Source organism: Priestia sp. TSO9 (genome assembly GCF_021029645.1).
Lineage (GTDB): Bacteria > Bacillota > Bacilli > Bacillales > Bacillaceae_H > Priestia > Priestia megaterium_E.
On the sequence record NZ_JAJEKD010000015.1, the window covers coordinates 1,675,529 to 1,701,249 of the forward strand.

Below are 25,721 nucleotides of genomic sequence, written 5' to 3' on the forward strand. Positions count from 1 at the left end.
AACGTTTTTTTGAAATTTTATGAGAAGAGAGGTAAAAAACCTTCTCTTCTCCCTATATTTGGCTATATTATGCTGAAAGTGTACAGGTTAACTGCATGCTAGGAATATGTTTACCGCTTATATCGTAAAACTGCACGGTAGCTTCTGTACCATCCATTACTAGTATAGCATACGTACGTTCTTTTCTCATACGAGGAAGTAACATACTTCCTGGATTGATAAATAAAACTCCGTCCATGAGCTCAGCTCCCGCTATGTGAGAATGCCCAAAACAAACAACGTTTGCCCCGACTTCTCTCGCTTTGTAATGCAGATTCATCATAGACATTTTAACATTATATAAGTGACCGTGTGTAACCAGACACGTAGCTTCTCCAAGCGACTCTACTCGATCATTAACGTAAGATGCATCGTAGTCACAATTTCCTCGAACGCCTAAAAACGCAGACATTTCTTTGCTGTCTTGCGGCAACTCAGAGTCCCCACAATGGATCATCTTATCTACATCAGCATGTCTCTCTCTGATAGTGAGCAGTTCTTCTTGTAACCCGTGGCTATCGCTTACAATTAATAGTTTCACACGTCATCACTCCTTCTAAAATTGCGCATCAATTAGCGGTGCTAGTTTTTGTAACGCATTTGCTCGGTGACTAATCTGATTTTTTTGCTCTTTGGTCAATTCTGCCATGGAGCATCTCCATTTTTCTACAAAGAAAATGGGATCGTACCCAAAACCGTTTTCCCCTCTTTTTTCCTCCAAGATGTGCCCTTTACACGTGCCTTCTACAATTTCGGTTCTCTTTCCGGGCACTGCAATGGCAAGAGAACAGTGAAAGCGTGCCGTGCGCTTTTCAAACGGCACGTCATTTAACTTTTGAAGTACCTTCTCTATATTAGCATTATCATCTTTATTTTCACCAGCATAACGCGCGGAATAAACGCCTGGCTCCCCGTTTAAGGCGTCAATAGCAAGCCCGGAGTCATCGGCAATGACCGGCTTATTTAATGCGGATGAAATGGCCTCTGCTTTTAGCGTGGCATTCTCTGCAAATGTAACGCCCGTTTCTTCCACGTCTTCAATCTCAGGAAAATCAAGAAGCGATTTTACTTTAAATCCCTTTGGTGAGAAAAGTGTTTCAAAATCTTTTACTTTGCCTGCATTTTTAGTTGCAATAATGATTTCACGCACATTAATCCCTTACCTTTCTTTAACCGGAATGTAGGCAGCCAGGTGATCAAGAACTTCCTTTTGCTGTTCAATCAATTGATAAACACCCTTTTCCCCTAAATCTAGAAGATGGTTTAACTGTTCTCTCGAAAACGTCGATTCCTCTCCCGTTCCCTGTAATTCTACAAACTGTCCGCTTCCTGTCATCACAATATTCATGTCAACTTCCGCTGTCGAATCTTCTTCATAATTTAAATCTAAAATCGAATTTTCTCCATGAATACCTACTGAAGTCGCAGCTAAGTAGTCACGAATAGGAATTTCTGTTAGCTTGTTCTCTTCAACCAGCTTTCCAAACGCTAAAACCATAGCCACAAAAGCACCTGTAATCGATGCTGTTCTTGTGCCTCCGTCAGCTTGAATAACATCACAATCAATCCAAATTGTCTTTTCTCCGACCTTTTCCAGATCGACTACAGAACGAAGAGCTCGTCCGATTAGACGCTGAATTTCCATTGTTCGTCCTGTGACTTTACCTTTTGATGATTCACGTATATTTCTTTGTGCCGTAGCTCGAGGCAGCATAGAATATTCAGCTGTAATCCATCCTTTTCCTTGTCCACGCATAAAAGGAGGCACTCTGTCGTCTATGCTTGCTGTACAAATAACCTTTGTGTCTCCCACCGAGATTAATACAGATCCTTCTGGATGCTTTAAGTATGAAGTATGAAGAGATACAGGTCTCAATTCATTAAATTCCCTGCCGTCCAAACGCATTAAGCATGTCCTCCTATAAATTCATTTATATGTAATAGTCTCTTCCATTTTAACTATGAAACAGCGGAAAGAGGTCGCTATTTCAGCAGACCTCTTTCTACTTAGTCCTTTACTAGTATAACAAAAATTTGTTTTTAAAAACTACCTGTGTTCACATTTTTAGGTCTTGAAACTGGTTCCGTTAATTTTTTCCCTTTTTCATCTTTTAGCGTTTTTTTGCCATTCACCTTAATGGCAACGCTGTCTACGGCTTTTTGCTCTGTCAGCGATAACACCAAGGAGTCGAGAACACGCTGAGAAATTTCCGTGCCTTTTAAATTTCCAAAGATGTTTTTATTAAAGTTAAGCGTTAACTCACCGTCCGCATACTTTGGAGCTGCTACGAGCTTTGCATCGGGATTAAAATCTGTCACTAAACCTGATGCAGGCGCAGGTCCTTCTACAAGTTCGTTCACAATTGCAGTGTACATATCTTTGTCATCAGAAGCAATTCGTTTTGTGACAGGAACATAGTAAGTTTGTTTGCCCTCTTGAGCTAAGTAATAAATCGTAACTGGCTTTGTTTGAGTTACGTCAACTACTCCAGTATTATCAAAGTTAATGCCATCTGCTCTGCTCAACCCTTTACTGATTGGCGTATGATTTACAGGCATCTCATCTTTATCATAGCCGTTAATGCGAATTTTAACTTTATTTACGCCTTCAAACTGCGTCAGCGTCCAAGTGACGGCCTGCAGGATACGGAGTTCATCTTCTTTTTTATATTCAGCAAATTCAGGTGAAAAATCTGCTACCATCGTGCCGTCACTTTCCAGCTTTGTCCCTAAAACTCTTGTATCAGCAGGAAGAACCGCTCGGAAATTATTTGGCAGTAAGTTTGTGACCGGTCCACCCTCTACTAAATATTCAAGAGACTGTTTAGCGACACCTTTTGATTTAGGAATTTCAAGCGTCTGGGGAACAACGTACCCGTTTTTATCAATTAAGTAGAGTTCTCTTTTGGTAGGCGCAGACGTTTCTGCCGCTTTACTTTGTTTTTTATTAGCTTCCGTTACTTTCGCTTCAGTCGCTAATGATTTTTCATCTTTCACATAGGTGACATCCTTTGGCGGATCAATTTCCTTTGCTGCGTTATCCCCTCCGAAAAGTCCACAGCCGGATAACAATACAGATGTGGTCACCACGGCGGATATGAGAACAAGTTGGGTCTTTTTGGACATTCCTTTCCCTCCTCAGACTGTTTGTACTACTATGTATACGAGCTTTTTTGCATTTTAGACCAGCTCAAAAAAGTTTTTGTCCACAAAAAAAACCGAGCATAATATGCACGGTTTTAAAGCTTGATATGTTCAACATTATATACAGGGTGCTCAAACCATTTAGATGCAATAGATTGAAACAGTTCTGTTGATCCTGTTGTAAAGAAGTAGTGTTCAGGCTCCATGTTTCTAGGAGCTAGTAAATTGCTATAAGAAAGAATGGCACTTACCTCTATTGCCGTTTCTTCCCCAGAACTGATTAACTGAACTCGAGGCCCAATTGCTTCTTGAATAACTGGCTTTAATAACGGATAATGCGTACATCCTAAAATAAGGGTATCCATATCTGTATGATAAAAAGGTTTTAATGTTTCTTTTACAATCCGCTGCGCTTCCGGTCCTTCATAATTACCGCTCTCTACAAGAGGTACAAACAAAGGGCATGCCAAATTTTCCACTTCCACTCTCGTGTGAAGAGCGCGGAGTGCATGTGTATAGGCTTGACTTTTTACGGTTCCGTTTGTGCCGATTACGCCTATTTTATGATTTTTAGTTACTTTAAGCGCAGCGCGTGATCCTGGTTCAATGACCCCTATAACCGGAATATCGAGCTGTTCTTGAATTTCATCCAATACAACTGCCGTAGCCGTATTGCACGCAATAACAAGCATTTTAATATCTTTAGCTATTAAATAATTAGTCATCTCCCATGTGAAAGCTCGTACTTCTTCACTAGGACGAGGACCGTATGGGCAGCGGGCTGTATCTCCAATGTACATAATTTGTTCTTTCGGAAGCTGTCTCATAATTTCCTTTGCTACCGTTAATCCACCCACACCCGAATCTATAACACCAATTGGTCTACTCAAAACAATCGCCTCATTTTTCTTTCATTTCATCATGCAATTTTCGTAACGTTACTCGTAAAACTTCCGTTTCACTCGGAGAGAAGTTTGCCAGTACGCCATTTAAATACGTTTGTCTCTTTTCAATTACTTCTTCGATAACACGTGCTCCTTCAGGAAGCAAATGAATACGTACTACGCGGCGGTCTTTTGGATCTTTCACCCGAACCACCAACTTGTTTTTTTCCATACGATCTACTAAATCTGTCGTTGTACTACAAGCGAGAAAAATACGATTTGATAAATCGCCAATCGTCATATCTCCACGTTCAAACAGCCACTGCAAAGCAATAAACTGAGGTGGCGTAATCGTATAGTCTTCTAAAATTTCTCTTCCTTTTTGCTTTACAATCGCTGCAATATGTCGAAGTGACTTTTCTAATTCTGCCACTGTATCCTCATTATTTTTTGCTGTCATACCGTAATCCTTTCCACCTATAAGTCTTATTTTCTATTATTTCTTTCAGTTAAACCCGTCTCTACTGTTTCTCTTTTCTATTTTATATTGTGCTCTTTTTTCGGTGATTTTTCAAGGTTAACATGAGGATTCTACAACGTTCAGCATCAAAAAACAGCTGCTCCATAAAAGGAGCAGCTGTTTCTATTAATTATTGATATACAGCTCGAAAACTGAGCTGAAATCTTTTGTTGTGTAGGCTGTTTTTTTATCTAATAACCAAGAAAACGCAGCTTCGTTAATTTCTTTAAATTCACCAGCAACACTTCCACTTGTATTTCTTGTACTGCTTAGCGTAGAAGAAGCTAGCTGAATACTTTGTTTAGCAAAATCGAGCGCAATTTCATTTTCACGCGTTATTTCAGACATTTTAAACAGCGCTTTATATAAATCTTTTACCTCTTCTATATGCTTTTTGTGTACATCGATAGAAAAAGTCTCCGAGCCAATTTTAAATTTAATTTCCACATCTAAATCGACAGTTCCAGCCGTTTCTAGCATCACGTTTGAAATGTGATTTGTGCTGTAGTTATAGCGGCGAAGCATGCGCTTTTTGCTTGTAGCACTTGTTCCATCAAGGTGAATGAGCGCTTTATTGGTAAAGCAATATTCATCTGACTTTGATTTGATTAGAAAATAAATTTTTTCTTGTTCTTCATGCATAACGTAATCATCTGCATCTACCTTGTCATAATCAACCGGCTTAATAACAGAACCAATATCACTTAGCCCTAATACATCAGCAGCTACTTTTCCAAACATTTCTCCATCTCCCTTTTAAAAACAATTGTATTATTTTCATGTTTTAAGTGTACTGTGCAAATGAGGGGATGTAAATAAAAAAAGGAGCTTCTTAAAAAGAAGCTCCACATTTATTAAAAGAACAAATTTAAAATCATATAGATAAGTGCAGCTAATGAAGCTGAAATTGGCAATGTGATAATCCATGTAATCACCATGCGCTGTGCAGTTCCCCATTTTACACCTTTCACTCGGTGAGCAGAACCTACACCTAAGATAGAAGATGAAATAACATGAGTAGTACTGACAGGTAGATGAATAAACGTTGCTCCAAAGATAATGGCAGCACCTGTTAAGTCCGCAGCTACTCCATTAACAGGACGAATTTTCATAATTTTACCGCCAACGGTTTTAATGATTTTCCATCCACCAATTGACGTTCCAAGCCCCATTGCCACCGCACAAGCCAGCTGGACCCACCACTGAATCTCAGTACCGCTTTGCATATTGTTAGCAATAAGCGCTAGCGTAATGATACCCATTGCTTTTTGCGCATCATTCGTACCGTGTGTGTAAGATTGTAGGGCTGCAGTCAGGATTTGAACGCGTCGAAAACGCTTATTCGTTTTCGTCAAGTTATGGTTTTTAAACGTTAGTTTGATAATCGTATAGACAATATAACCTACTACAAAGGCTAGAACTGGTGAAATTAGAAGGGCTTCAATGATTTTGATGAAACCTTTGTAATTTAAAGCACCAAATCCAGCAGCTGCAATAGCTGCTCCTGCAATCGATCCAATAATTGCATGAGAAGAACTACTCGGGATACCGAAATACCATGTGATTAGGTTCCACGCGATAGCAGAAATTAATGCTGCTAAAATAACGATAGAACCATTTTGAAGCGTATAAGGATCAACGATATCCTTTGTAATCGTTTTGGCTACGCCCGTAAACGTCATAGCACCGACAAAGTTCATGGTTGCGGCTAAAAGAATTGCATGTCGCGGTTTTAAAGCTTTGGTTGAAACAGAAGTCGCAATGGCATTAGCTGTATCATGAAATCCGTTGATAAAGTCAAAACCAAGTGCACCAACTACAATTAGAATGGTTAATATTAACATCGAGTCCATTATAATATAGCCCCGTTACGCATTCTTCATAATAACTGATTCTAAGTTGTTCGCAACCGTTTGACAATAATCCGCGATTTCTTCTAGCGTTTCATAAATTTCTTTATATTGAATAACTTTAATTGGATCTTTACATGTTGCAAATAATTGTTTTAGCGCACGACGATATAATGTATCACAATGTGACTCATACTCTTTAATTTTAATTGCATGTTCACTAATTTGAAGAAGCTTTTTCTCAGACAACAAATTAATAGTAATTAAAATCTCTTCAGCACAGCCTTGAATATTTTTAACAAATTCAGCTACATATTCATCAAATGTCGTAATTGAATGAATTTCCATTAAAGCAGCAAAGCTGTCGATGCCATCAAGTACATCATCCATGCTCATTGCTAGCTGTAAAATATCTTCACGCTCAATTGGAGTAATAAATGCTTTATTCAACTCAGTAATCACTGTATGCACGTATTTATCACCTTTTGATTCATACGCTTTTAAAACATTGGCAAATTCCTTTAGGTCAGATACATTTTGAAGTTCAAAGCTGCCTAAAAAATCTGCTGAGTCCTTAATATTTTGGGCAATGTCCATTAACATTTCAGAAAACTTGTCTTTTTTTCTTTTGATCACGTTGCAATCCTCCATCCAATTTATCGAAACTTTACCACTCGTTTTTTCTCTCTATCTTTTTATATGTGTTCTAGTTTCTTTTTTCATTTAAAGTAATGGATAAAACTTATCTGTTCATTACTATAACGAGAGAAACCACCTCTCTTGTGTATCAAAAAATTCGAAAAAAACAAACGTTTACCAGAGCAAAAGTCCCAAAAGATGGTTCTTTTACTTATAGGTTATGCGATTCATTTTTTTACGCCAAGTCAAAAATTACTCCTATTATTGTTAATTGTCAATAACTTTTCAAACACATTTTTTTAGGTCTCTTTACAATACATTAACAATAATACGTTCATTCCTTTTAAAACAAGGGTTTTCAGAGTTTGTATAAAACTGGGATTTACAAAAACTTAACATTACTCCCCTTGTGTAAATAATACAAGCCAGCTCCTTTAGAACTGGCTTTTATTATTTACTTATTATATTGCTGAAATACATTTTTTACTTTCGGCACGACGTAATGACTTCCGCCTTTATCTTCTACTCCTTCAATCATCATTGAAACGAGTAGGTTTTTCTGTTTTGTATCCACAGCTACAAACCAGCCGTTTTCCTGCCCTTTTTCACCTTGAGTTTTCTTTAATTCTGCCGTTCCAGTTTTTCCAGCCAGGGTTAACCCATCTATTTTTGCAGCATGACCCGTACCATTTTTATCTTCAATGACATCAACTAAATCATTTTGAATTAATTGTGCCGTTTCTTTAGATATTACTTGTTTTTTCCATATTCCACTCTCATCACCGTTCATAAGAATAGGCTTTACTATGTTTCCATCGTTTACAATCGATGTATACATCAATGCCAAGTGGAGAGGATTCACTTGCAGTTTCCCCTGGCCATAGCCAGAGTTTGCTAATACTCCCTCATCTTTAATATCTTGATCACCTGCAATTTTAGACGTTTCAAAAGGATAATTAACAGGCATTTCTTGATTGAACCCAAACTGTTTTAAACCACTGTTAAATTTGTCTAAACCTAACTTCAAAGCAGTCTGCGCAAAATAAATATTATCAGATGTAACATAAGCATCACGTAAATTAACATTCGGCTTGCTTCCCACTCGTGTTACGTAGAAATTCCCCCAGCTTTTATCTTTTTGCCACTTCTTCCCGCTGATTGATACACTTTCGTTTGGATTTACCACACCTTCATCAACCGCTAAAGCTCCCGTGACTAACTTAAATGTAGATCCCGGAGAATACGTTTTGGTAAAGCGGTTCATTAACGGCTTATCGGGATTCGTTGAAAGGGATTGATACGTATTAGCATCGATTCCAAAAGAAAAAGAATTCGGATCAAAAGCTGGCGTGCTTACAAGACCTAATATTTCTCCCGTTTTAGGTTGAAGAGCAGTAGCTACTCCTTTTTCATCTTTTAACTGTTCATAAAGGGATTTTTGAACATTCGTGTCTACTGTAACTTGAATGCTTTCCCCATCTTTTGGATTCACTTTTGCAATTTCATTCTTTTTATTGCCATCTTTATCTACAGTATAAATCGTGACGCCGTCTCGAGCACGAAGCTTATCTTCATATAAAGACTCCAACCCAATCATTCCAGCTTTAGACTGAGCATTATAGCCTTCATCTTTATGCTTTTTTAAATATTCCGCTGTGACAGGCGCAACGTATCCAACTAAATGGGCACACGCTTCTTCACAAGGATATACGCGCGCATTTACTTTTTTTTGTTGAATGCCTTCTACTTTTTTCAAAGAATTCTCTAAATTAGAGGCGTCTTTTTGACTAACTGTTTTAATAGGAACAAATTGATTCTTTTTCACCCAAGAAGCGCTCAGTGCTTGATTAATACTTTTTTCTGAAAGAGCAAGAGTCTTGCTTAATTGTTGTATAGCGTGCTCGCCGCCTTTAGAAAACTGCTGGGGAACAACTCCAATTTGAATCGCTTCTCCATTTTGAGCTAAATATTTCCCTGAACGATCCATAATTTCTCCACGCACAGCTGACTGAGCAGCTACTCTTACTTGCTCTTCTTGCTTAAGTCCTTTAAAAATCATGTTAGGCTTCCAATTAATATACCAATTCTCTGTATCCCCTTGTTTTTCTTGAACTACAGCAGCATTTTCTTTAAATGAGATTTTACCGGCTACAGAGTTCATGTTTACTTCAAAAGGTAAAACAGCTTTATGGTCTTTTATTTCTAAGTTTTCTATTTTACTTGCCTTCACTTTAAGCTTGTCCGCTTCAATTGCAGCATAGATATTTTTATATCGATTTACAAAGTCTTTTTCTGAAATCGTCTTTTTAGCATCTTTAGACAAGTATCCATACATGCCTTTAAAATCTTCTTTATTCCACATGGCTACATATTTATCAAATCGATCCTGTGCTTTCTGTTGATCATTTGAGCAACCGGCAGTTATTAATAAAAGAATTGCCATAGTAAAAAATAGCCACCCAATTCGTCTCATGATGATTTTCCCCCTTTTTTCAATAGCATTTCTCTATCATATAAAATTTTACATAAACTTTCCATCGGAAAGTTACAATCAGGAATTAATTGGTATTACAACCCACTAAATTTACATATCGACAAAAAAATCAATAGGCAAACAAGAAAAAAATTGAACATTTTGTGAATATTTTGTGTCTTTTTTGGAAAGTATTTGATATAATAATTGTAAGAAGAAAAAGAATAGGAGGCGACTAAAATGAGAAGATTCTTACAGCTTTACTTTATGTTTAGTTCTCTGTTCTGTTTTGGAAGCGTTTTCGTCCTACTTATGTCTCAAGAATATTATTTTGCACCGTTATTCCTCACACTGGGCTGTTTAAATATTTTTCTCTTTAAAGTATATATTCAAGAAAGTCGAAAAGATAAACAAGCTGCACCTGAAAAACCTAAACCAACAATTTAACGAACTCGTCTCTCGGCTGAGATGAATGTAAAAGAAGAACCGGTGAATTTTTCACCGGTTCTTCTTTTATGACGTTGAAGCTTTTGGAAACCTATCGTTTGCAATAATCTCACCGATGCTTTCACTCTTTCCTTCACCCTCATCAATATTTAAAAGCGGAAACAATAACTCGCCTACGTGATAAGCTTCTTCTAAATGCGGATAGCCTGATAAAATAAAAGATTCAATTCCTAAAGCTTCATATTCTTTTATTCGTTTCGCTACATTTTCAGCACTGCCTACTAGTGCAGTTCCTGCACCTCCCCGGACAAGCCCTACACCTGCCCATAAGTTAGGGCTAATCGTAAGTTCCTCTCTGGTTCCTCTATGAAGGCTCGCCATTCGCTGCTGCCCGACCGAGTCATACCTAGCAAAAGTACGCTGTGCTGCTTGAATCGTGTCGTCGTCCAAATGCTGAATTAATCGATCGGCTGCTTGCCAAGCTTCTTCTTCCGTTTCCCTTACAATAATATGCAAACGAATCCCAAACTTAACGGTTCTGCCTTCTGCTTCTGCTTGCTTTCTCACAGCCGTTATTTTTTCTCTTACTTGTTCAGGAGGTTCGCCCCACGTTAAATACACGTCAGAATGTTTCGCTGCAACTTTTTGTCCTGCGGGTGAAGATCCGCCAAAATAAATAGGTGGAGAAGGTTTTTGAACAGGTGGATACAACAGCTCACTGTTCTCTACATGAATATGTTTTCCTTCATAATTAACCGTATCTCCAGCCAATAACCCTTTCCACACATCTAAAAATTCATCCGCAGCTTCATAACGTTCATCATGTGATAAGAAAAGGCCATCTCCCGCTAATTCGGCCGGATCTCCTCCTGCTACTACATTAACTAGTAAACGACCGTTTGAAATTCGATCAAGAGTCGAGGTCATGCGCGCTGCCACGGAAGGGGCCATAATGCCGGGACGTACAGCTACTAAAAATTTCAAACGCTCTGTTTCAGGTATAAGTGAAGCAGCCAATAGCCAAGGGTCTTCGCATGATTTCCCCGTTGGAATCAAAACTCCTTCAAACCCTAAACGGTCAGCTGCTTGAGCAACTTGCCGAAAATATGAATAGTCTGCTGAACGATCTCCTCGATTTGTCCCTAAATATCTTCCATCTCCATGGGAAGGAATAAACCATAGTATTTTCATGATTCAACACTCCTTTTCGTTTGTTCTAGATGATATCCCAGCTCTTTTAATGAACGTTTAATTCTCGCTTCTGCTTGTTCCGCAATAAACTCAATTTCATTTTCTTTCGTATAAGCCACCTCAGAATCAACAATATAAACTCCATGAATAAGAGCAGTAGCCCCTAAAACTGATAAAGTCGGCTTAAATACATAATCAAGAGTCAGTAGGTGAGCAATGGTTCCCCCTGTAGCTATCGGCAGCACGGTTTTATTGTGAAAACCTTTTTCAGGTATTAAATCTAAAAATGTTTTTAAAATTCCTGTGTAGCTAGCTTTATAGATTGGGCTGACAATAATAACGGCATCAGCATCTGCGACTTTCTTTTGAGCTTCTTGAATCGCAGGGCTAGAAAAGTTAGCATATACTAAGTCTTCAGCGGGCAAGTCACGGACATGCACGGTTTTCACTTCATATTTTTCATCTTGTAGATATGCTGCAATATACTCGCTTAAAGCAGCTGACCTTGATTGCTTTGAAGGGCTTCCTGTAATAATTGTAACCTGGCTCATTATCATCTCTCCTTTTCACTTATAAAACTGATAGATTTACAAGGATTAATACGTGTATAAATCCTTCTTTTATTTTTCACCTGCGTAGCTGTCTCTCCATTTAAGAAGACGCTTTTCTAATACTCGGACAAATGAATCGGTTAATTTGCCTACAACAGCAAAAATGATAATTCCGACAAAAACTACGTCCGTTTGAGAAAACTGTCTAGCATCCATAATCATGTATCCTACACCTTCACTTGCTCCCATTAATTCAGCAACTACCAGTCCGAGCCATGCAATACCTAAAGACAATCGGACACCAAGTAAAATATTAGGAAGAGCAGCTGGTAAAATGAGTTTTGTGATTTGTTTCCATTTACTAAATTGAAGAACGCGAGCAACATCAAATAATTTCGAATCAACCCCGCGAATGCCTAGATACGTATTCACATAGATTGGAAAAAATGCACCATTTGCAATTAGCAATATCTTTGAAATTTCACCAAAGCCAAACCATAAGATAAATAAAGGCGCCAATGCAAGGTGTGGAACAGTTCTAAGCATTTGAATAGATGGATCCATATAGTGCTCTGTTTTCTTTGAGAAACCGACAATTACACCAAATAGCAACCCTAGTCCAGCTCCAACGGCAAAACCTATGGCAGCACGCAAAATACTGATTTGAAGATTAGCTCCGAGTTCCCCGGATACGATGAGCTGTTTAAAAGAAAGTACAATATCAACAGGTGTAGGAAGAACAGTTTTGGATACATAGCCCGCAGAACCAATAATTTGCCACACCGTGATAAGCAGAAGTGGCACGACAAGAGAACGAAGGAAAATCCCCTGCTTATTTTTCGCTTCTTCCTTTCTTTTTTTCACTTTTTGCAAGTGAGCTGCTGAAGACTGGACATGTCCTGAAACCACAGATGTTTTACTCATTTTCATCACCTCATTTTTCTTTTAATGCTTTTTCAATAAATGAATTATCAACAACATCTCCAGTATCAATTTTCTTTTTAATAACACCTAAAGATTGTTGAAAATCAGCTGTTCGCTGTTGTTCTGCAATAATTTCTTTAGAGGTTGGACGATTATAGGCAGGATTATTTTTTAACACTTGTCTTACTACGTCTTTATCTAGATTTTTTTGCTTTGCTAAAATATCCACAGATTCTTCAAAATGTTCGTTTTGCCATTCAAGCGCTTTTTGATAAACTTGTAAAAACTTAACGACTAACTCTGGATGATCTTTTGCAAAGCCTTCTCTTACAATAGTAAAACCTGGTGAAGCAACCTTTAATGAATCGCCGTCTGCTAAAATACGAGCTTCATTTTTTAAGTTTTGCAGTGAGATAAACGGTTCCCAGATTGACCATGCATCCACTGACCCATTTTCAAATGCTGGCTGAGCTTCGTCTGGCTGAAGCTGAATAATCTTTACATCACTTGGCTTCAACCCATTTTGGTCAAGAGCTCTGTATAATAAATTAAAACCGCTGCTTCCTTTCGCAACCGCAATCTTTTTACCTTTTAAATCTTTTACGCTTTTAATCTTGCTGTTTTTCCCTACTAAAATGGCATTTCCTTTCAACCCGTCGCTGGAATTAGCAATTTCTAAAAACGGAATGTCTGCGCCTTGACCAGAAATAACCGGTGAATTTCCAACTTGGCCGAAATCCAAATGTCCAGATGCTAAACCTTCAAATTGCGGAGGTCCGCTTTGAAACTCTGTCCATTTAACATTTACACCTATTTTTTTAAATTCTTTTTCAAACCATTTTTGGTTTTGTGCCAGCATTAAAGGGCCTAAGCTTTGTTGGATCCCAATGTTGATCGTAACGTCTTTTGAATCTTCTCCGCTCGCTTTTTCTTTTGTCCCGCATCCAGCCAATGCGAGAACAAGTACAATAGATGCAGTTAAAAGTAGCTTTTTCATCTGTTCTGTCTCCTTCTCTGTCTTATTGAATCTTTAATGTTCTCCTGCTTCTTCAAATTCTTTCAGTACTTGCTGCCTTAGCTGCTGAAATGGTAACTCTGTCTTTTTTCGCGGATGACTAATTTCTACTGGAACGACCCGGCTAATTTCTCCTGGCCTGGCACTCATAATCACAATTTTAGTCCCCAAGTAAATGGATTCATCTAAATCATGCGTAACAAAAATCATGGTTGTTTTTTCTTTTTTCCATATGTCTAGCAGCACATCTTGCAAATGAGTGCGAGTAAAAGCATCTAACGCACCGAACGGCTCATCTAATAATAAAACTTCTGGATTTCTTAAAAGAGCACGCGCAATAGCGACTCGTTGAGACATCCCTCCGGATAATTCTCGAGGATAAGCTTTTTCAAATCCTTTCAGCCTGACAATATCAATTAACTCATCTACGCGGCGCCGAACGTTCGAATCTTTCAGCGATAAGTCAGCCGCTATATTTTGTTCCGCATTAAGCCATGGGAACAAGCGGTGTTCTTGAAAGATCATTCCCTGTTTAATGCTAGGTCCGGCTATGTGCTTCCCGTTGATTTCAATACGCCCTTCATAATCCATATCAAGTCCTGCAATCATTTTAAGCAGCGTACTTTTTCCGCATCCGCTCGGACCAATAACGGTAATAAATTCACCTTTATTAATCGTAAGATTTACATTTCGCAATGCTTGAGTTACTTGTTCTCCTTTTTGAAATGATCGGTTAACAGATTGAATGACAACACTCACAGCAGTTCCTCCTCCTTAAATTTTCAAATCAAAAGCTCGTTCATCTAAAAACACAAAAGCTCCTACCTGAAAAAGGTAGGAGCTTTCGGTTGACCGATCAGCCCGTTGCTATATTTAACTGATTTGTTATTGGATTATTTTGAATTTTATCATATTAATCCGATTTGTCAACTGTGTTTTATATATATTATCACTTTGATTCTTGAGGATTTGGTTTTTTCCATTTAAATACCGAGTTTAAAAACCCATATATATGCTTAGACTCCTTCGTTAACAAAGGGCCAATAATAGCTAAAATCAATACATAAAGCGCGGCGAATGGCTGAAGAATTGCGGATAATCCTCCTTCAATTCCAATGTTAGCCATAATAATTGAAAACTCGCCTCGTGACATAATCGTTAACCCAATGTTGGTCGAAGCCTTGTGTGACAGCCCGCTTTTTCTTCCTGAGATCATACCGGCTGTAAAGTTACCAATAATCGTAAGCGCAACTGCACCAAGCGCAAGCCAGCCCGCATCCCATAGCGTGAGAGGATCAATACTTAACCCGAAGCTGAAGAAAAAGATGGCTCCAAAGAAATCACGAAACGGTACGACAAGATGTTCAATACGATCGCGATGTTCCGTTTCAGAAAAGACAAGTCCAAGCAATAACGCGCCAATTGCTTCTGCCACGTGAATTGTTTCTGAGAAGCCTGCCACAAAAAACAATACCGCAAAAACGACGATTATAAAGATTTCGTTTGATGAAATATTTAAAAGTTTATTTAGTAGCGGCGTGGCTTTTCGAGCAATGATAAAGAACAGCATCATATAGCCAAACGCAATTAAAATAGATGTTAAAGATCCAGCAAGCGATCCGTGGTCTCCAAGCACCAACCCTGAAACGACAGAAAGATAAACCGCTAAGAAAATATCTTCAAACATGATAATCCCTAATATCAGTTCCGTTTCTGGATTCGCTGTTCGTTTTAAATCAACCAATACTTTTGCGACAATTGCGCTGGACGAAATCGTAATAATTCCAGCGATAATCAGCACTTCAAGAAGAGGATTTCCTGTCAGGTATCCATACAATAATCCTAAAGTGAAGTTAATTAAAATATAAATAGACCCTCCCACCGCGATGGACCTACCTGATTTAATTAGCTTTCCAACTGAAAATTCTAATCCTAAATAAAACAGTAAAAAGAGAACTCCAATTCTCCCCATAAATTCAATAATCTCTTGGCTTTCAATAAACTTTAAACTGAATGAGCCAAACTCAGGAGCATGGGGACCGACCGCCATGCCCAGCAGAATGAGGAATGGAATAATCGTAAATTTAAATTTATGTGCTAGTATAGCCGCTAAAGCCACTAGTAACAAAGCTGTCCCAACTTCAAATACTAAATGATCCAATTATGAACTACCTCCTTGTGAAAGCAATTCTTTAATGAGCGTTTTTAAATTCCCTCGTTCTCCAGAGATAACAAGCGTATCTCCTTCTTCAATTAACGTATCTGGTCCTGGAGTTGATAATTTTTTTTGCGTGTTTTTAATGACGGCGATGATAGTGACATCATAGTTGCTGCGAACGTCAATTTCACCAATTGTTTTACTGTGAGCTTTCGCTTGTTTTTCAACTTTGTACCATTCAATAACTAAGTCATTGAATGCCACTTCAATGGTTTCCATTGCTTTTGGCTTGTAAATCATGCCGCCTAAAATTGCAGCTAGCTGTCTTGATTCTGTATCTGTTAACGTAATGTCAAAAATGCTTTCTTCTAAATCTTTTTGATCGAAGTGGTAGATTTCACGTCTTCCATCATCATGAATGATAACGACTACGCGGCTTCCTCCGCTTGTCTCAATTTCAAATTTACGGCCGATTCCTGGTAACTCCGTTTCTTTAATCATCATTGAATGATCACTCCTATAAAGTTTTTAAAAAGAATTTTTTAATTTTGCCCCGTTATTTGCCTAGAAAATCCGCATAGCAAATAAGCCTAAGAATAGTTGGTAATTTTAGGTTTGAAGAAAAGGCTGTTGAAATTTCAACCTTTTTTATTTAATTGAGGTAACTTGATTGAAAGATTTTTGGATAAAAAAGTGTTTTCTTGAGGATAAAATACGCAATTTGATGCGTTGGAATGATGAGTTTGGCACTCGTCCATACTAAAGCAAAAGTTACTATCACGCTTTGTATGAGGGATCCTATTTGTTTAACGCTGTGCTTAGCTCCTGGAGACATGTGCACAATATCGGTGTAATGCTGAACCGAACTTTTTGTGACCTTCACTTTTTCAAAGTCGTTATCAATAAATTTATCTGGCAAACTCGCAAAAGGCAAACAGAATATCATGCATAACAATAAGCTCATCCATACATTTTTCATCATCTCACCTCTCTTTCTTCTGAACTAGTATCTCCTTACTTAAAAGTATACGTACTCTGAAATTCAATTTCAAGCAATAAGTTTTTTTTATAAAGATTTACCTTTTTTATAATATTTTCTTAACGTCATTCTTTTTAGATATGTATGCGACACCTGAAAAAATATACAAAAAGCTGGCTTTCTAAGAAGAAAGCCAGCTCATGTTATAGTTCAAGTTCTCCCATTCGAAGGAGTTCTACGACTGCTTGAGAACGCCCCTTGACTCCAAGCTTTTGCATCGCATTAGAAATATGATTTCGAACTGTTTTTTCGCTAATGAATAGTTCACTCGCGATTTCTTTTGTTGTTTTGTCCTGTACTAAAAGCTCGAATACTTCTCGTTCACGCTTTGTAAGTAGCGGTTTAGGTTGAAACTCTTTTTCTTTCAATGTAACCCTCCTTGCCTGATCCTGAGTTGAACTATCGGATGGGTGTAAATTTAGTCAACATATCTTATGTGCGGTATGCCTACGCGGTTACTAGTTTTAGAAAAAATATGCAAAAAACTCTTTTTTTCCTTTAAAAAAGAAAAAAGCCTGAAGAAAGAGCCTTCAAGCCATTTTCATATAGTTGATAAACACCTTTTCATCTCTTCATCCCAAGGCACGCTTTTTCCTGTTTCTTTAGAAATTTGCACCATTGTTCCTCTCCCGGTGAGCACAACCTCTTTTTGCTCATTTTGAATCATATAGTGTAAATCAACCGACGAACGTCCAATTCTATGAGCTTTTACAAAAACAGATAGCACGTTGCCAAAATACACTTGTTTGGCATAATCGCACTGCAAATCAGCCACCACCGGTATCGTTCCCTCATGCTTACTCGTCCACTTTTGCATAAAGCCAATATGGTGAAAAAATTCCGTACGTATTTGTTCAAAATAAACAAAAGGAACCGTATTATTTAAATGCCCAAACATATCTGTTTCTGAAAATCTTACCTTGATCTCCTTCTTAAACGAAAATGACTCTTTCCAATGATCTATGTCTTCAATATACGAAATATTATTCATCTGTATTTCCTCCGTTCGTCATAGACAAAATAAAACCTCTCCGCGTGGAGAGGTTTTGAGTGATTATACTTGATCGCTACCAAAGAAACTTCTGAATGCTTGAATTGTTGTATCGCGGTTCAAAGCTGCGATTGAAGTAGTCAATGGAATTCCTTTTGGACATGATTGAACGCAGTTTTGAGAGTTCCCGCAGTTCGCTAGTCCTCCATCACCCATAATCGTCTCTAAACGTTCTCCTTTATTTAACGCACCGGTTGGATGGGCATTAAACAAGCGAACTTGAGAAAGCGGTGCTGGACCGATGAAGTTTGACTTGTCGTTTACGTTTGGACAAGCTTCTAAGCAAACGCCACATGTCATACATTTGGATAACTCATACGCCCACTGACGTTTCTTTTCAGGCATACGTGGTCCTGGCCCTAGATCGTATGTGCCATCGATTGGAACCCAGGCTTTTACTTTTTTCAGTGAATCAAACATACGGCTGCGGTCTACTTGCAAGTCACGAACCACAGGAAATGTTTTCATTGGCTGTAAGCGAATTGGCTGTTCTAGTTTATCAACAAGAGCCGTACATGACTGACGAGGTTTACCGTTGATGACCATTGAACAGGCTCCGCATACTTCCTCTAAACAGTTCATCTCCCAGTTTATCGGAGCAACCTCTTTACCTGAAGCATCAACAGGGTTACGTCTGATTTCCATCAGTGCTGAAATAACGTTCATATTCGGACGATACGGAATTTCAAACTCCTGATTGTAAGGAGCAGATTCAGCTGAATCTTGACGTGTAATAATGAAGCGCACTGTCTTTTGGACTGTTTGTTGTTCACTCATTGATTAACGAACCCCCTCTTGTTGTTTTTTTGGTTTTTCATCTTTTTTCTTTGTGTAGTCGCGCTTACGCGGTTTGATTAACGATACGTCTACCTCTTCATAATGGAAAGAAGGAGCCGTTTTCTTATCCACAAAAGATGCCATTGTTGTTTTTAAGAATTCTTCATCGTTACGATCAGGGAAATCTGGCTTATAATGAGCACCGCGACTTTCGTTACGGTTGTAAGCTCCTAGCGTTACAACACGTGAAAGCTGAAGCATGTTTTGCAGCTGACGAGTAAATGTTGCCGCTTGATTACTCCATTTAGCCGTATCATTAATGTTAATACGATCATAGCGTTCAATTAATTCTTGAATTTTTTCATCTGTTTTTAACAGTTTGTCATTGTATCGTACGACTGTCACGTTGTCAGTCATCCATTCCCCTAGCTCTTTATGAAGAACATATGCATTTTCTGTACCTTGAAGATTCATGATATTGTTCCATTTCTCTTCTTCTTCTTTCACATGACGATCATATACGCTTGAAGAAATAGCATCTGCGCTCTTTTCTAAACCATTGATGTATTCAACCGCTTTAGGACCAGCAACCATCCCACCATAAATAGCTGATAATAATGAGTTTGCTCCTAAACGGTTCGCTCCGTGCTGTGAATAATCACACTCACCAGCTGCGAATAAGCCAGGAATATTTGTCATTTGATCGTAATCCACCCATAAACCGCCCATTGAATAGTGTACGGCTGGGAAAATTTTCATTGGCACCTTGCGCGGATCATCGCCCATGAATTTTTCATAGATTTCGATGATACCTCCAAGTTTAATGTCTAGCTCTTTTGGATCTTTATGTGAAAGGTCCAGATAAACCATGTTCTCTCCGTTAATTCCTAACTTCTGCGCTACGCAGACGTCAAAAATTTCACGAGTTGCAATATCACGAGGTACTAAGTTACCGTATGCAGGATATTTTTCCTCTAAGAAATACCAAGGTTTACCGTCTTTATATGTCCAAACGCGTCCGCCTTCTCCACGAGCAGATTCACTCATAAGACGAAGCTTATCATCTCCTGGGATAGCAGTTGGATGAATTTGAATAAACTCTCCGTTTGAATAGTATGCACCTTGCTGATACACGATAGATGCCGCTGAACCGGTATTAATAACTGAGTTCGTCGATTTTCCAAAAACAATTCCAGGTCCACCTGTAGCCATAATAACCGCGTCAGCTGGGAACGTTTTAATTTCCATTGATTTTAAATTCTGTGCAGAAATTCCGCGACAGCTGCGCTCATCATCAAGAACAGCACCTAAGAATTCCCATCCTTCGTACTTTGTCACAAGTCCGGCAACTTCATAGCGACGAACCTGCTCATCTAATGCATACAATAATTGTTGACCCGTTGTTGCCCCAGCAAAAGCCGTACGGTGATGCTGCGTCCCGCCAAATCGTCTGAAGTCTAACAAACCCTCAGGAGTACGGTTAAACATAACACCCATGCGGTCAAGTAAGTGAATAATACCAGGAGCTGCTTCACACATTGCTTTTACAGGTGGCTGGTTGGCTAAAAAGTCTCCGCCGTACACTGTGTCATCAAAGTGTTCCCATGGTGAATCCCCTTCACCTTTCGTATTTACGGCTCCGTTGATTCCACCTTGCGCGCAAACTGAGTGAGATCTTTTTACCGGAACTAGTGAAAATAAATCTACTTGCTTGCCAGACTCAGCAATTTTTATTGTTGCCATCAAGCCAGCTAAACCGCCACCGACTACGATGATTTTTCCGTTACTCATCGGAACCCCACTCCTTCAAAACCTTAATTTTATGCAAATGCGAATAATGTACGAACACCTACAAATGTAAGTGCTAAGAAGATTGCTAATGTCACATAAGTTGAAATTCTTTGAGAACGTGGTGTTACAGTTAACCCCCAGCTAACTCCAAATGACCATAGACCGTTTGCAAAGTGGAAGATCGTAGATACAACACCAACTATGTAGAATGCAAGCATTGCCGGGTTGCTTAAAATTCGTTCCATCATTTGAAAATCTACTTCTTTTCCAAGCGCAGCTTGTATTCTGGTTTCCCATACGTGCCATGTGATGAAGATAAGTGTGATTACACCTGAAACACGCTGAAGGATAAACATCCAGTTACGGAAAAATCCATAGTTGTTAACGTTTGTTTTAGCAGTGAATGCGATGTAAAGACCGTATATTGCGTGAAAAACGATTGGTAAGAAAATAATGAAAATTTCTAGAGCATAGCGGAAAGGTAAGCTCTCCATGAAGTGAGCTGCTTGATTAAATGATTCTTCTCCCTTTGTCGCGAAATGATTCACAACTAAATGCTGTGTTAAGAAAATCCCGATTGGTATTACCCCAAGTAATGAATGGATTCTCCGATATTGAAACTCTCTGTTTGCCGCCATCTGCGTAGACCCCCCTTAGTTAAATGAACATAGTTTGTGAAGAACTTTCTTACTCCCACTAGACAAATAGATTAATCGTGAATACAGGAAATGAAAACCTTTGCATTTCCTAATAAAGTATGTGACAGGTTAATTTTACTCCCATCGATTAAGAGCGTCAAGGCAAGATGTTTAAATCTTCTATAAAATATAAATTTATAAAATTTTATATTTGTTACCGCTTACTATACTGATGTTACAGATTTTTTCTTTCTATTATAATATTGCTTGCCACAACTAAGTAAGCGTTTACTTTATACTTTTATTGTAAACAAGTTCACAAAACATTTACACAGGTAAAAGTACCCTTTTAAAAGGTATATTATGGATTTTTTATCTTTACATCTAACTCTTTTTACCATAATAAAGATCCTCTTACATTTTATTAAAAAAATGCGTGAGAGGTTTTTTAGATTTGTATATAATAGTAGTAAAGAAAGAGGGGAAAGCATGAGCAATTTACAAACAGAATCACAGCAAGAACTTGAAGAGACGATGGAAACATCAGAACCTAATGTCACAGCTGAAACAGAGAGAACTCTTGATCACGTTTCATATTTCGGATACAGCCTTTTGCGTGACGTGTTAATTCCAGAGCTTCTTGGAGACGAAACAAATACCATTTCATACTGGGCAGGAAAACACCTTGCGCGGAAATACCCGTTAAATACAATGGATGAAATCGTCGCTTTTTTTAAAGCAGCTTCCTGGGGAACACTGACGCTTGCAAAAAAAGATAAATATTCACTAGAGCTTGAGTTATCAGGTGAGGTGGTCAGCAAAAGATTTCAGCAGGAAACTTGTTCGTTTCATCTTGAGTCAGGATTTGTAGCTGAACAGATTCAGCGTCAAAACAACTGCCTAACAGAAGCCTACTTAACACATAAAGAAAAGAACGGAAAAGTGCTGATTTCCGTGCAGTGGGACCGAAAAGATATCTTACCTACCGAAACGCGTGCGGAGCGTTATAAAAAATAGGAAATATGTATATATAAAAGACGTGGAAATACCACGTCTTTTTCTCTTCTTTATACGTGCACTGCTTGCTGCTCTTCTAATTCAAATGCTACGTGAAGCGTCTCAACAGCTTTTACCATATCAGCGTGCGGTACAACTGTAGATACTTTAATTTCAGACGTGCTGACCATCTTCACTTCAATTTTCTCTCCTGCCAGCACTTCAAACATTTCGGCTGCAACGCCTGGATTAGAAATCATGCCAGAGCCGACAATTGATACTTTAGCCAGACTGCTTTCATGTTCAATACGCGTATATCCTAAAGTAGATTTATACTCTTTTAAGACGGCAAGAGCGGCATCTACGTCTACAGTTTTAATAGAAAATGAGATAGAAAGACGATTATTAGCCGTTACGTTTTGAATAATAATGTCCACATTTAACTGTTCTTTTGCTAATGCTGTAAAAATAGTAGAAAGAGTTTGCAACTCTTTGTTTAACCCTTCAATTGTCACTCGTGAAATATTATCTTCAAACGCAATTCCTCTTACGACTAAGTTTTGTTCCATTGAAACTTCCTCCTCAACAATCGTTCCATTCTCGTTTTCTAAGCTTGAACGCACTTCTAGCGGTACCTGATAATTTTTTGCAAACTCAACGGCGCGCGGATGCAGCACCCCTGCTCCCAAATTAGCTAATTCTAACATTTCGTCATATGAAATAGAGTGAAGCTTACGAGCATCTTCTACATAGCGCGGATCTGTCGTAAACACTCCTGTTACGTCTGTATAAATATCACATTTTGCAGCTTTTAATGCTGCGGCAAGAGCTACTGCCGTCGTGTCAGAGCCGCCTCGACCTAATGTTGTAATGCTTCCATCTTCTGAACAGCCTTGGAATCCAGCTACTACTACGATTCGACCTCTATCTAATTGGCTTTGAATACGAGTCGTGTCAATGTGCTGGATTCGTGCATTGCTGTGAACTGCTTCCGTCTGGATACCAGCTTGCCAACCTGTTAGCGAAGTTGCTTCATACCCTTTATATTGAAGAGCCATTGTTAACAGGGAAATCGTTACTTGTTCTCCAGTTGTAAGAAGCATATCCATTTCGCGTTTGCTTGGACTGTCCGTAATATCACTTGCTAATTTCACCAGTGCATCTGTAGTTTTGCCCATTGCCGATACAACAACAACTACTTGGTTACCGCGCTCTGCTTCTTGAATAACACGGTTTGCTACATGTTGGATACGTTCAACAGAACCAACAGATGTTCCACCAAATTTTTGAACGATTAATGCCATAATTTTGTTCATTCCTTTTCAATAAATTTGCATATGCAGGATGATGAGAAGCTAAATTTTTTTACTCAGACAATAAAAAAAGCAATGAGATGAGCTCTCATTGCTTAACGAACGAAAATTATAAAACATAACCGTCCACTGCCGTGAGATAGCTCTCCAAGAATCTACATCTTGACAATCCTACGTTTATTCAACGCAGAACCAGCAATCATTACTATGAGGTAATGTTCACTTCGGCAAATTTCCCTTTCCGCATCATTCATAAGAGCTCATACCCTTCCTGATACGTACTGATTAAATTTGCACCTCTATCTTCACTTCATTTGATGAAGTGTCGTATGAAATTAGTTAATAGCTTATCAAATATTTTCTATTATTTCAAGACTATTTTTGCAATGTTTCATAAATTTTTTCAGCGATGTTTTGAGGAACACCTGAATTTCGAATATCATCAACCGTTGCTTCTTTCAATTTTTTCACCGAACCAAAATACTTTAACAAAGCTTTTTTACGCTTTTCTCCCACTCCCGGAATGTCGTCCAGAACAGACTGAAAAGCGGACTTAGAGCGCACTTGACGGTGGAAGGTAATCGCAAAGCGGTGAACTTCATCTTGAATTCGCTGAAGCAAATAAAATTCTTGACTATTGCGTTCAAGCGGTATGATTTGAGGAGGCTCACCAATCATCAGGTTGGAGGTTCTGTGCTTATCATCTTTGACAAGACCTGCTGTAGGCACTAAAAGTCCCAATTCATTTTCGAGAACGTCCTGTACTGCAGCTAAATGCCCTTTGCCTCCATCTACAACAATTAAATCTGGAAGCGGAAGACCTTCTTTTAACGCTCTGGAATACCGTCTGCGAACGACTTCTCTCATGGAACTGTAATCATCTGGTCCCTTTACGGTCTTAATTTTATATTTGCGATATTCTTTCTTTTCCGGTTTCCCATCAACAAAAACAATCATCGCAGAAACGGGATCTGTCCCTTGAATATTTGAGTTATCAAATGCTTCAATCCGGTAAGGCGCTGCAATTCCAAGCTCTTCTCCTAACCGTTCAACTGCGCCGACCGTGCGCTCTTCATCTCGTTCAATTAAATAGAATTTTTCACCGAGCGCAATTTTTGCATTTTTACACGCAAGTTCTACTAATTCTTTCTTTTTGCCTCGCTTTGGATGCTGAACCTCTACTTCTACTAATTTCTCAGCTAACTCTGCATCAATCGTTGCTGGAACCAGCACTTCTTTTGGCTTAATATTTTTGGCATAAAACTGACCGATAAAAGTTAAGAAATCTTCTTCTGGCTCTTTATAAAAAGGAAACATAGAAACTTCTCGCTCAATTAATTTCCCTTGGCGAATAAAGAAAACTTGAACACACATCCAGCCTTTATCATAAGAATAGCCAAACACATCTCGATTAACAAAATCATTAAACGTTACTTTTTGCTTTTCCATTGTCGCTTCAATATGAGCAATTTGATCTCGATATTCTTTAGCCCGTTCAAAGTCAAGTTCTTCTGAAGCTTTTAACATTTTTTCAGTTAACTCTGTTTTGACATGCTCATATCCACCATTTAAAAACCGCGTGATATTTTCAATAATTTGTTTGTTTTGCTCTTCTTTTACTTCTTTTACGCAAGGAGCTAGACATTGCCCGATATGGTAATACAAACAAGGTCTGTCTGGCATGGTAGAGCACTTTCTTAGTGGATAAATGCGATCAAGAAGCCGCTTGGTTTCATTTGCAGCTTGGACGTTAGGATAAGGACCGAAGTATTTCCCTTTATCTTTTTTTATTTTTCTTGTAATAACAAGGCGGGGCTGTTTTTCAGCTGTAATCTTAATAAAGGGATAGCCCTTATCATCTTTAAGCATAATATTGTATTTTGGATCATGCTTTTTAATTAAATTCATTTCTAAAATAAGCGCTTCTAAATTAGAAGATGTGACGATATATTCAAAGTCGACAATGTCGTTTACAAGTCGAAGCGTCTTTCCGTCATGAGATCCGGTAAAGTAGGAGCGCACTCGATTTTTTAATACTTTTGCTTTTCCTACGTAAATGACCGTTCCATATTTATCTTTCATCAAGTAGCAGCCGGGCTGATCCGGTAAAATAGCCAGCTTTTCTTTTAAATAATCATTCATACTTTTCTCCTTCCTCTTCTCTTACTCTGTCCATCTATACATTCGCTTATGAAGCGTAACCTACATTCTTTCCTGCTTTACAATACATGCACATAAGCCGGATTTATGACGGTGTTCCTTACATCTAGTATAAAACAAA

Annotated in this window: 27 protein-coding genes and 1 riboswitch; of the genes, 2 read left to right on the forward strand and 25 right to left on the reverse strand. The window is 38.4% G+C overall.

The window, feature by feature from the left end:
- Window positions 1–67 precede the first annotated feature (67 nt).
- The 10 genes from LJC66_RS23865 to LJC66_RS23910 all read right to left on the reverse strand — a co-directional run bounded on the left by LJC66_RS23865 (window position 68) and on the right by LJC66_RS23910 (window position 9,549).
- Window positions 68–580, reverse strand: coding sequence for a metallophosphoesterase (locus LJC66_RS23865; protein WP_013059377.1), 513 nt, complete (start codon window positions 578–580; stop codon window positions 68–70).
- A gap of 15 nt (window positions 581–595) precedes the next feature.
- The gene (locus LJC66_RS23870; RefSeq protein WP_195695847.1) at window positions 596–1,189 is read right to left on the reverse strand and encodes an XTP/dITP diphosphatase; all 594 of its coding nucleotides are present in this window, start codon (window positions 1,187–1,189) and stop codon (window positions 596–598) included.
- A 9-nt stretch (window positions 1,190–1,198) separates the two neighbouring features.
- Window positions 1,199–1,945 carry a ribonuclease PH gene (rph, locus tag LJC66_RS23875; protein WP_013059379.1) on the reverse strand — a complete coding sequence of 249 codons (747 nt, stop codon included), beginning with the start codon at window positions 1,943–1,945 and terminating at the stop codon, window positions 1,199–1,201.
- Between the two features lie 134 nt (window positions 1,946–2,079).
- Window positions 2,080–3,165, reverse strand: coding sequence for a GerMN domain-containing protein (locus tag LJC66_RS23880; RefSeq protein WP_050688580.1), 1,086 nt, complete (start codon window positions 3,163–3,165; stop codon window positions 2,080–2,082).
- 113 nt (window positions 3,166–3,278) lie between these two features.
- On the reverse strand, window positions 3,279–4,073 hold the full coding sequence (gene racE / locus LJC66_RS23885) for a glutamate racemase (RefSeq protein WP_013085145.1): 795 nt from the start codon (window positions 4,071–4,073) through the stop codon (window positions 3,279–3,281).
- Between the two features lie 10 nt (window positions 4,074–4,083).
- Window positions 4,084–4,527, reverse strand: coding sequence for a MarR family winged helix-turn-helix transcriptional regulator (locus tag LJC66_RS23890; RefSeq protein ID WP_013059382.1), 444 nt, complete (start codon window positions 4,525–4,527; stop codon window positions 4,084–4,086).
- A 186-nt stretch (window positions 4,528–4,713) separates the two neighbouring features.
- A complete protein-coding gene (locus LJC66_RS23895; protein WP_013059383.1) occupies window positions 4,714–5,328 on the reverse strand; it encodes a PH domain-containing protein in 615 nt (204 codons plus the stop codon).
- A gap of 113 nt (window positions 5,329–5,441) precedes the next feature.
- Window positions 5,442–6,440, reverse strand: coding sequence for an inorganic phosphate transporter (locus LJC66_RS23900; protein WP_050688581.1), 999 nt, complete (start codon window positions 6,438–6,440; stop codon window positions 5,442–5,444).
- Between the two features lie 15 nt (window positions 6,441–6,455).
- A complete protein-coding gene (locus LJC66_RS23905; RefSeq protein WP_218039679.1) occupies window positions 6,456–7,088 on the reverse strand; it encodes a DUF47 domain-containing protein in 633 nt (210 codons plus the stop codon).
- Window positions 7,089–7,530: 442 nt separating this feature from the next.
- Entirely contained in the window at window positions 7,531–9,549 is a 2,019-nt protein-coding gene (locus tag LJC66_RS23910; RefSeq protein ID WP_230933655.1) for a penicillin-binding transpeptidase domain-containing protein, read from the reverse strand.
- 240 nt (window positions 9,550–9,789) lie between these two features.
- On the opposite strand from LJC66_RS23910, the gene LJC66_RS23915 reads away from it, so the two are divergent.
- On the forward strand, window positions 9,790–9,996 hold the full coding sequence (locus tag LJC66_RS23915; RefSeq protein WP_230933656.1) for a hypothetical protein: 207 nt from the start codon (window positions 9,790–9,792) through the stop codon (window positions 9,994–9,996).
- A gap of 66 nt (window positions 9,997–10,062) precedes the next feature.
- Here LJC66_RS23915 and ssuD read toward each other — a convergent pair whose 3' ends face one another.
- From ssuD to LJC66_RS23980, 13 genes are all read right to left on the reverse strand, one after another.
- Window positions 10,063–11,187 (reverse strand): FMNH2-dependent alkanesulfonate monooxygenase, encoded by a 1,125-nt coding sequence (ssuD, locus tag LJC66_RS23920; RefSeq protein ID WP_230933657.1) that lies wholly within the window; start codon window positions 11,185–11,187, stop codon window positions 10,063–10,065.
- Complete coding sequence (gene ssuE / locus LJC66_RS23925; protein ID WP_230933658.1) at window positions 11,184–11,738, reverse strand: NADPH-dependent FMN reductase; 555 nt, start codon at window positions 11,736–11,738, stop codon at window positions 11,184–11,186. Before ssuE ends, ssuD begins: the two co-directional genes overlap by 4 nt.
- 69 nt (window positions 11,739–11,807) lie before the next feature.
- The gene (locus LJC66_RS23930; protein ID WP_153254661.1) at window positions 11,808–12,662 is read right to left on the reverse strand and encodes an ABC transporter permease; all 855 of its coding nucleotides are present in this window, start codon (window positions 12,660–12,662) and stop codon (window positions 11,808–11,810) included.
- Window positions 12,663–12,672: 10 nt separating this feature from the next.
- Window positions 12,673–13,659, reverse strand: a complete 987-nt coding sequence (locus tag LJC66_RS23935) for an aliphatic sulfonate ABC transporter substrate-binding protein (protein WP_230933659.1) — start codon at window positions 13,657–13,659, stop codon at window positions 12,673–12,675.
- Window positions 13,660–13,692: 33 nt separating this feature from the next.
- Window positions 13,693–14,436 carry an ABC transporter ATP-binding protein gene (locus tag LJC66_RS23940; RefSeq protein WP_374199254.1) on the reverse strand — a complete coding sequence of 248 codons (744 nt, stop codon included), beginning with the start codon at window positions 14,434–14,436 and terminating at the stop codon, window positions 13,693–13,695.
- A gap of 190 nt (window positions 14,437–14,626) precedes the next feature.
- The gene (locus LJC66_RS23945; RefSeq protein WP_025750630.1) at window positions 14,627–15,838 is read right to left on the reverse strand and encodes a cation:proton antiporter; all 1,212 of its coding nucleotides are present in this window, start codon (window positions 15,836–15,838) and stop codon (window positions 14,627–14,629) included.
- Window positions 15,839–16,339 (reverse strand): cation:proton antiporter regulatory subunit, encoded by a 501-nt coding sequence (locus LJC66_RS23950; RefSeq protein ID WP_050688587.1) that lies wholly within the window; start codon window positions 16,337–16,339, stop codon window positions 15,839–15,841.
- 148 nt (window positions 16,340–16,487) lie between these two features.
- Entirely contained in the window at window positions 16,488–16,817 is a 330-nt protein-coding gene (locus LJC66_RS23955; RefSeq protein WP_230933660.1) for a hypothetical protein, read from the reverse strand.
- 200 nt (window positions 16,818–17,017) lie between these two features.
- Complete coding sequence (gene gerE, locus LJC66_RS23960; RefSeq protein WP_013059396.1) at window positions 17,018–17,242, reverse strand: spore germination transcription factor GerE; 225 nt, start codon at window positions 17,240–17,242, stop codon at window positions 17,018–17,020.
- Between the two features lie 173 nt (window positions 17,243–17,415).
- On the reverse strand, window positions 17,416–17,865 hold the full coding sequence (locus LJC66_RS23965; RefSeq protein ID WP_230933661.1) for an acyl-CoA thioesterase: 450 nt from the start codon (window positions 17,863–17,865) through the stop codon (window positions 17,416–17,418).
- A 63-nt stretch (window positions 17,866–17,928) separates the two neighbouring features.
- Complete coding sequence (gene sdhB, locus LJC66_RS23970) at window positions 17,929–18,702, reverse strand: succinate dehydrogenase iron-sulfur subunit (RefSeq protein WP_013059398.1); 774 nt, start codon at window positions 18,700–18,702, stop codon at window positions 17,929–17,931.
- 3 nt (window positions 18,703–18,705) lie between these two features.
- Window positions 18,706–20,493 (reverse strand): succinate dehydrogenase flavoprotein subunit, encoded by a 1,788-nt coding sequence (gene sdhA / locus LJC66_RS23975; RefSeq protein WP_013059399.1) that lies wholly within the window; start codon window positions 20,491–20,493, stop codon window positions 18,706–18,708.
- 29 nt (window positions 20,494–20,522) lie between these two features.
- Window positions 20,523–21,131 (reverse strand): succinate dehydrogenase cytochrome b558 subunit, encoded by a 609-nt coding sequence (locus tag LJC66_RS23980; protein WP_013059400.1) that lies wholly within the window; start codon window positions 21,129–21,131, stop codon window positions 20,523–20,525.
- 489 nt (window positions 21,132–21,620) lie between these two features.
- On the opposite strand from LJC66_RS23980, the gene LJC66_RS23985 reads away from it, so the two are divergent.
- Window positions 21,621–22,148, forward strand: coding sequence for a YslB family protein (locus tag LJC66_RS23985; protein ID WP_230933662.1), 528 nt, complete (start codon window positions 21,621–21,623; stop codon window positions 22,146–22,148).
- A gap of 50 nt (window positions 22,149–22,198) precedes the next feature.
- On the opposite strand, the gene LJC66_RS23990 is transcribed toward LJC66_RS23985, so the two are convergent.
- Together LJC66_RS23990 and uvrC are read right to left on the reverse strand one after the other, a co-directional pair.
- Entirely contained in the window at window positions 22,199–23,431 is a 1,233-nt protein-coding gene (locus tag LJC66_RS23990) for an aspartate kinase (RefSeq protein ID WP_230933663.1), read from the reverse strand.
- A gap of 141 nt (window positions 23,432–23,572) precedes the next feature.
- Window positions 23,573–23,750, reverse strand: a riboswitch (Lysine riboswitch).
- Window positions 23,751–23,815: 65 nt separating this feature from the next.
- Window positions 23,816–25,582 (reverse strand): excinuclease ABC subunit UvrC, encoded by a 1,767-nt coding sequence (gene uvrC, locus LJC66_RS23995; RefSeq protein WP_060745466.1) that lies wholly within the window; start codon window positions 25,580–25,582, stop codon window positions 23,816–23,818.
- Window positions 25,583–25,721 lie beyond the last annotated feature (139 nt).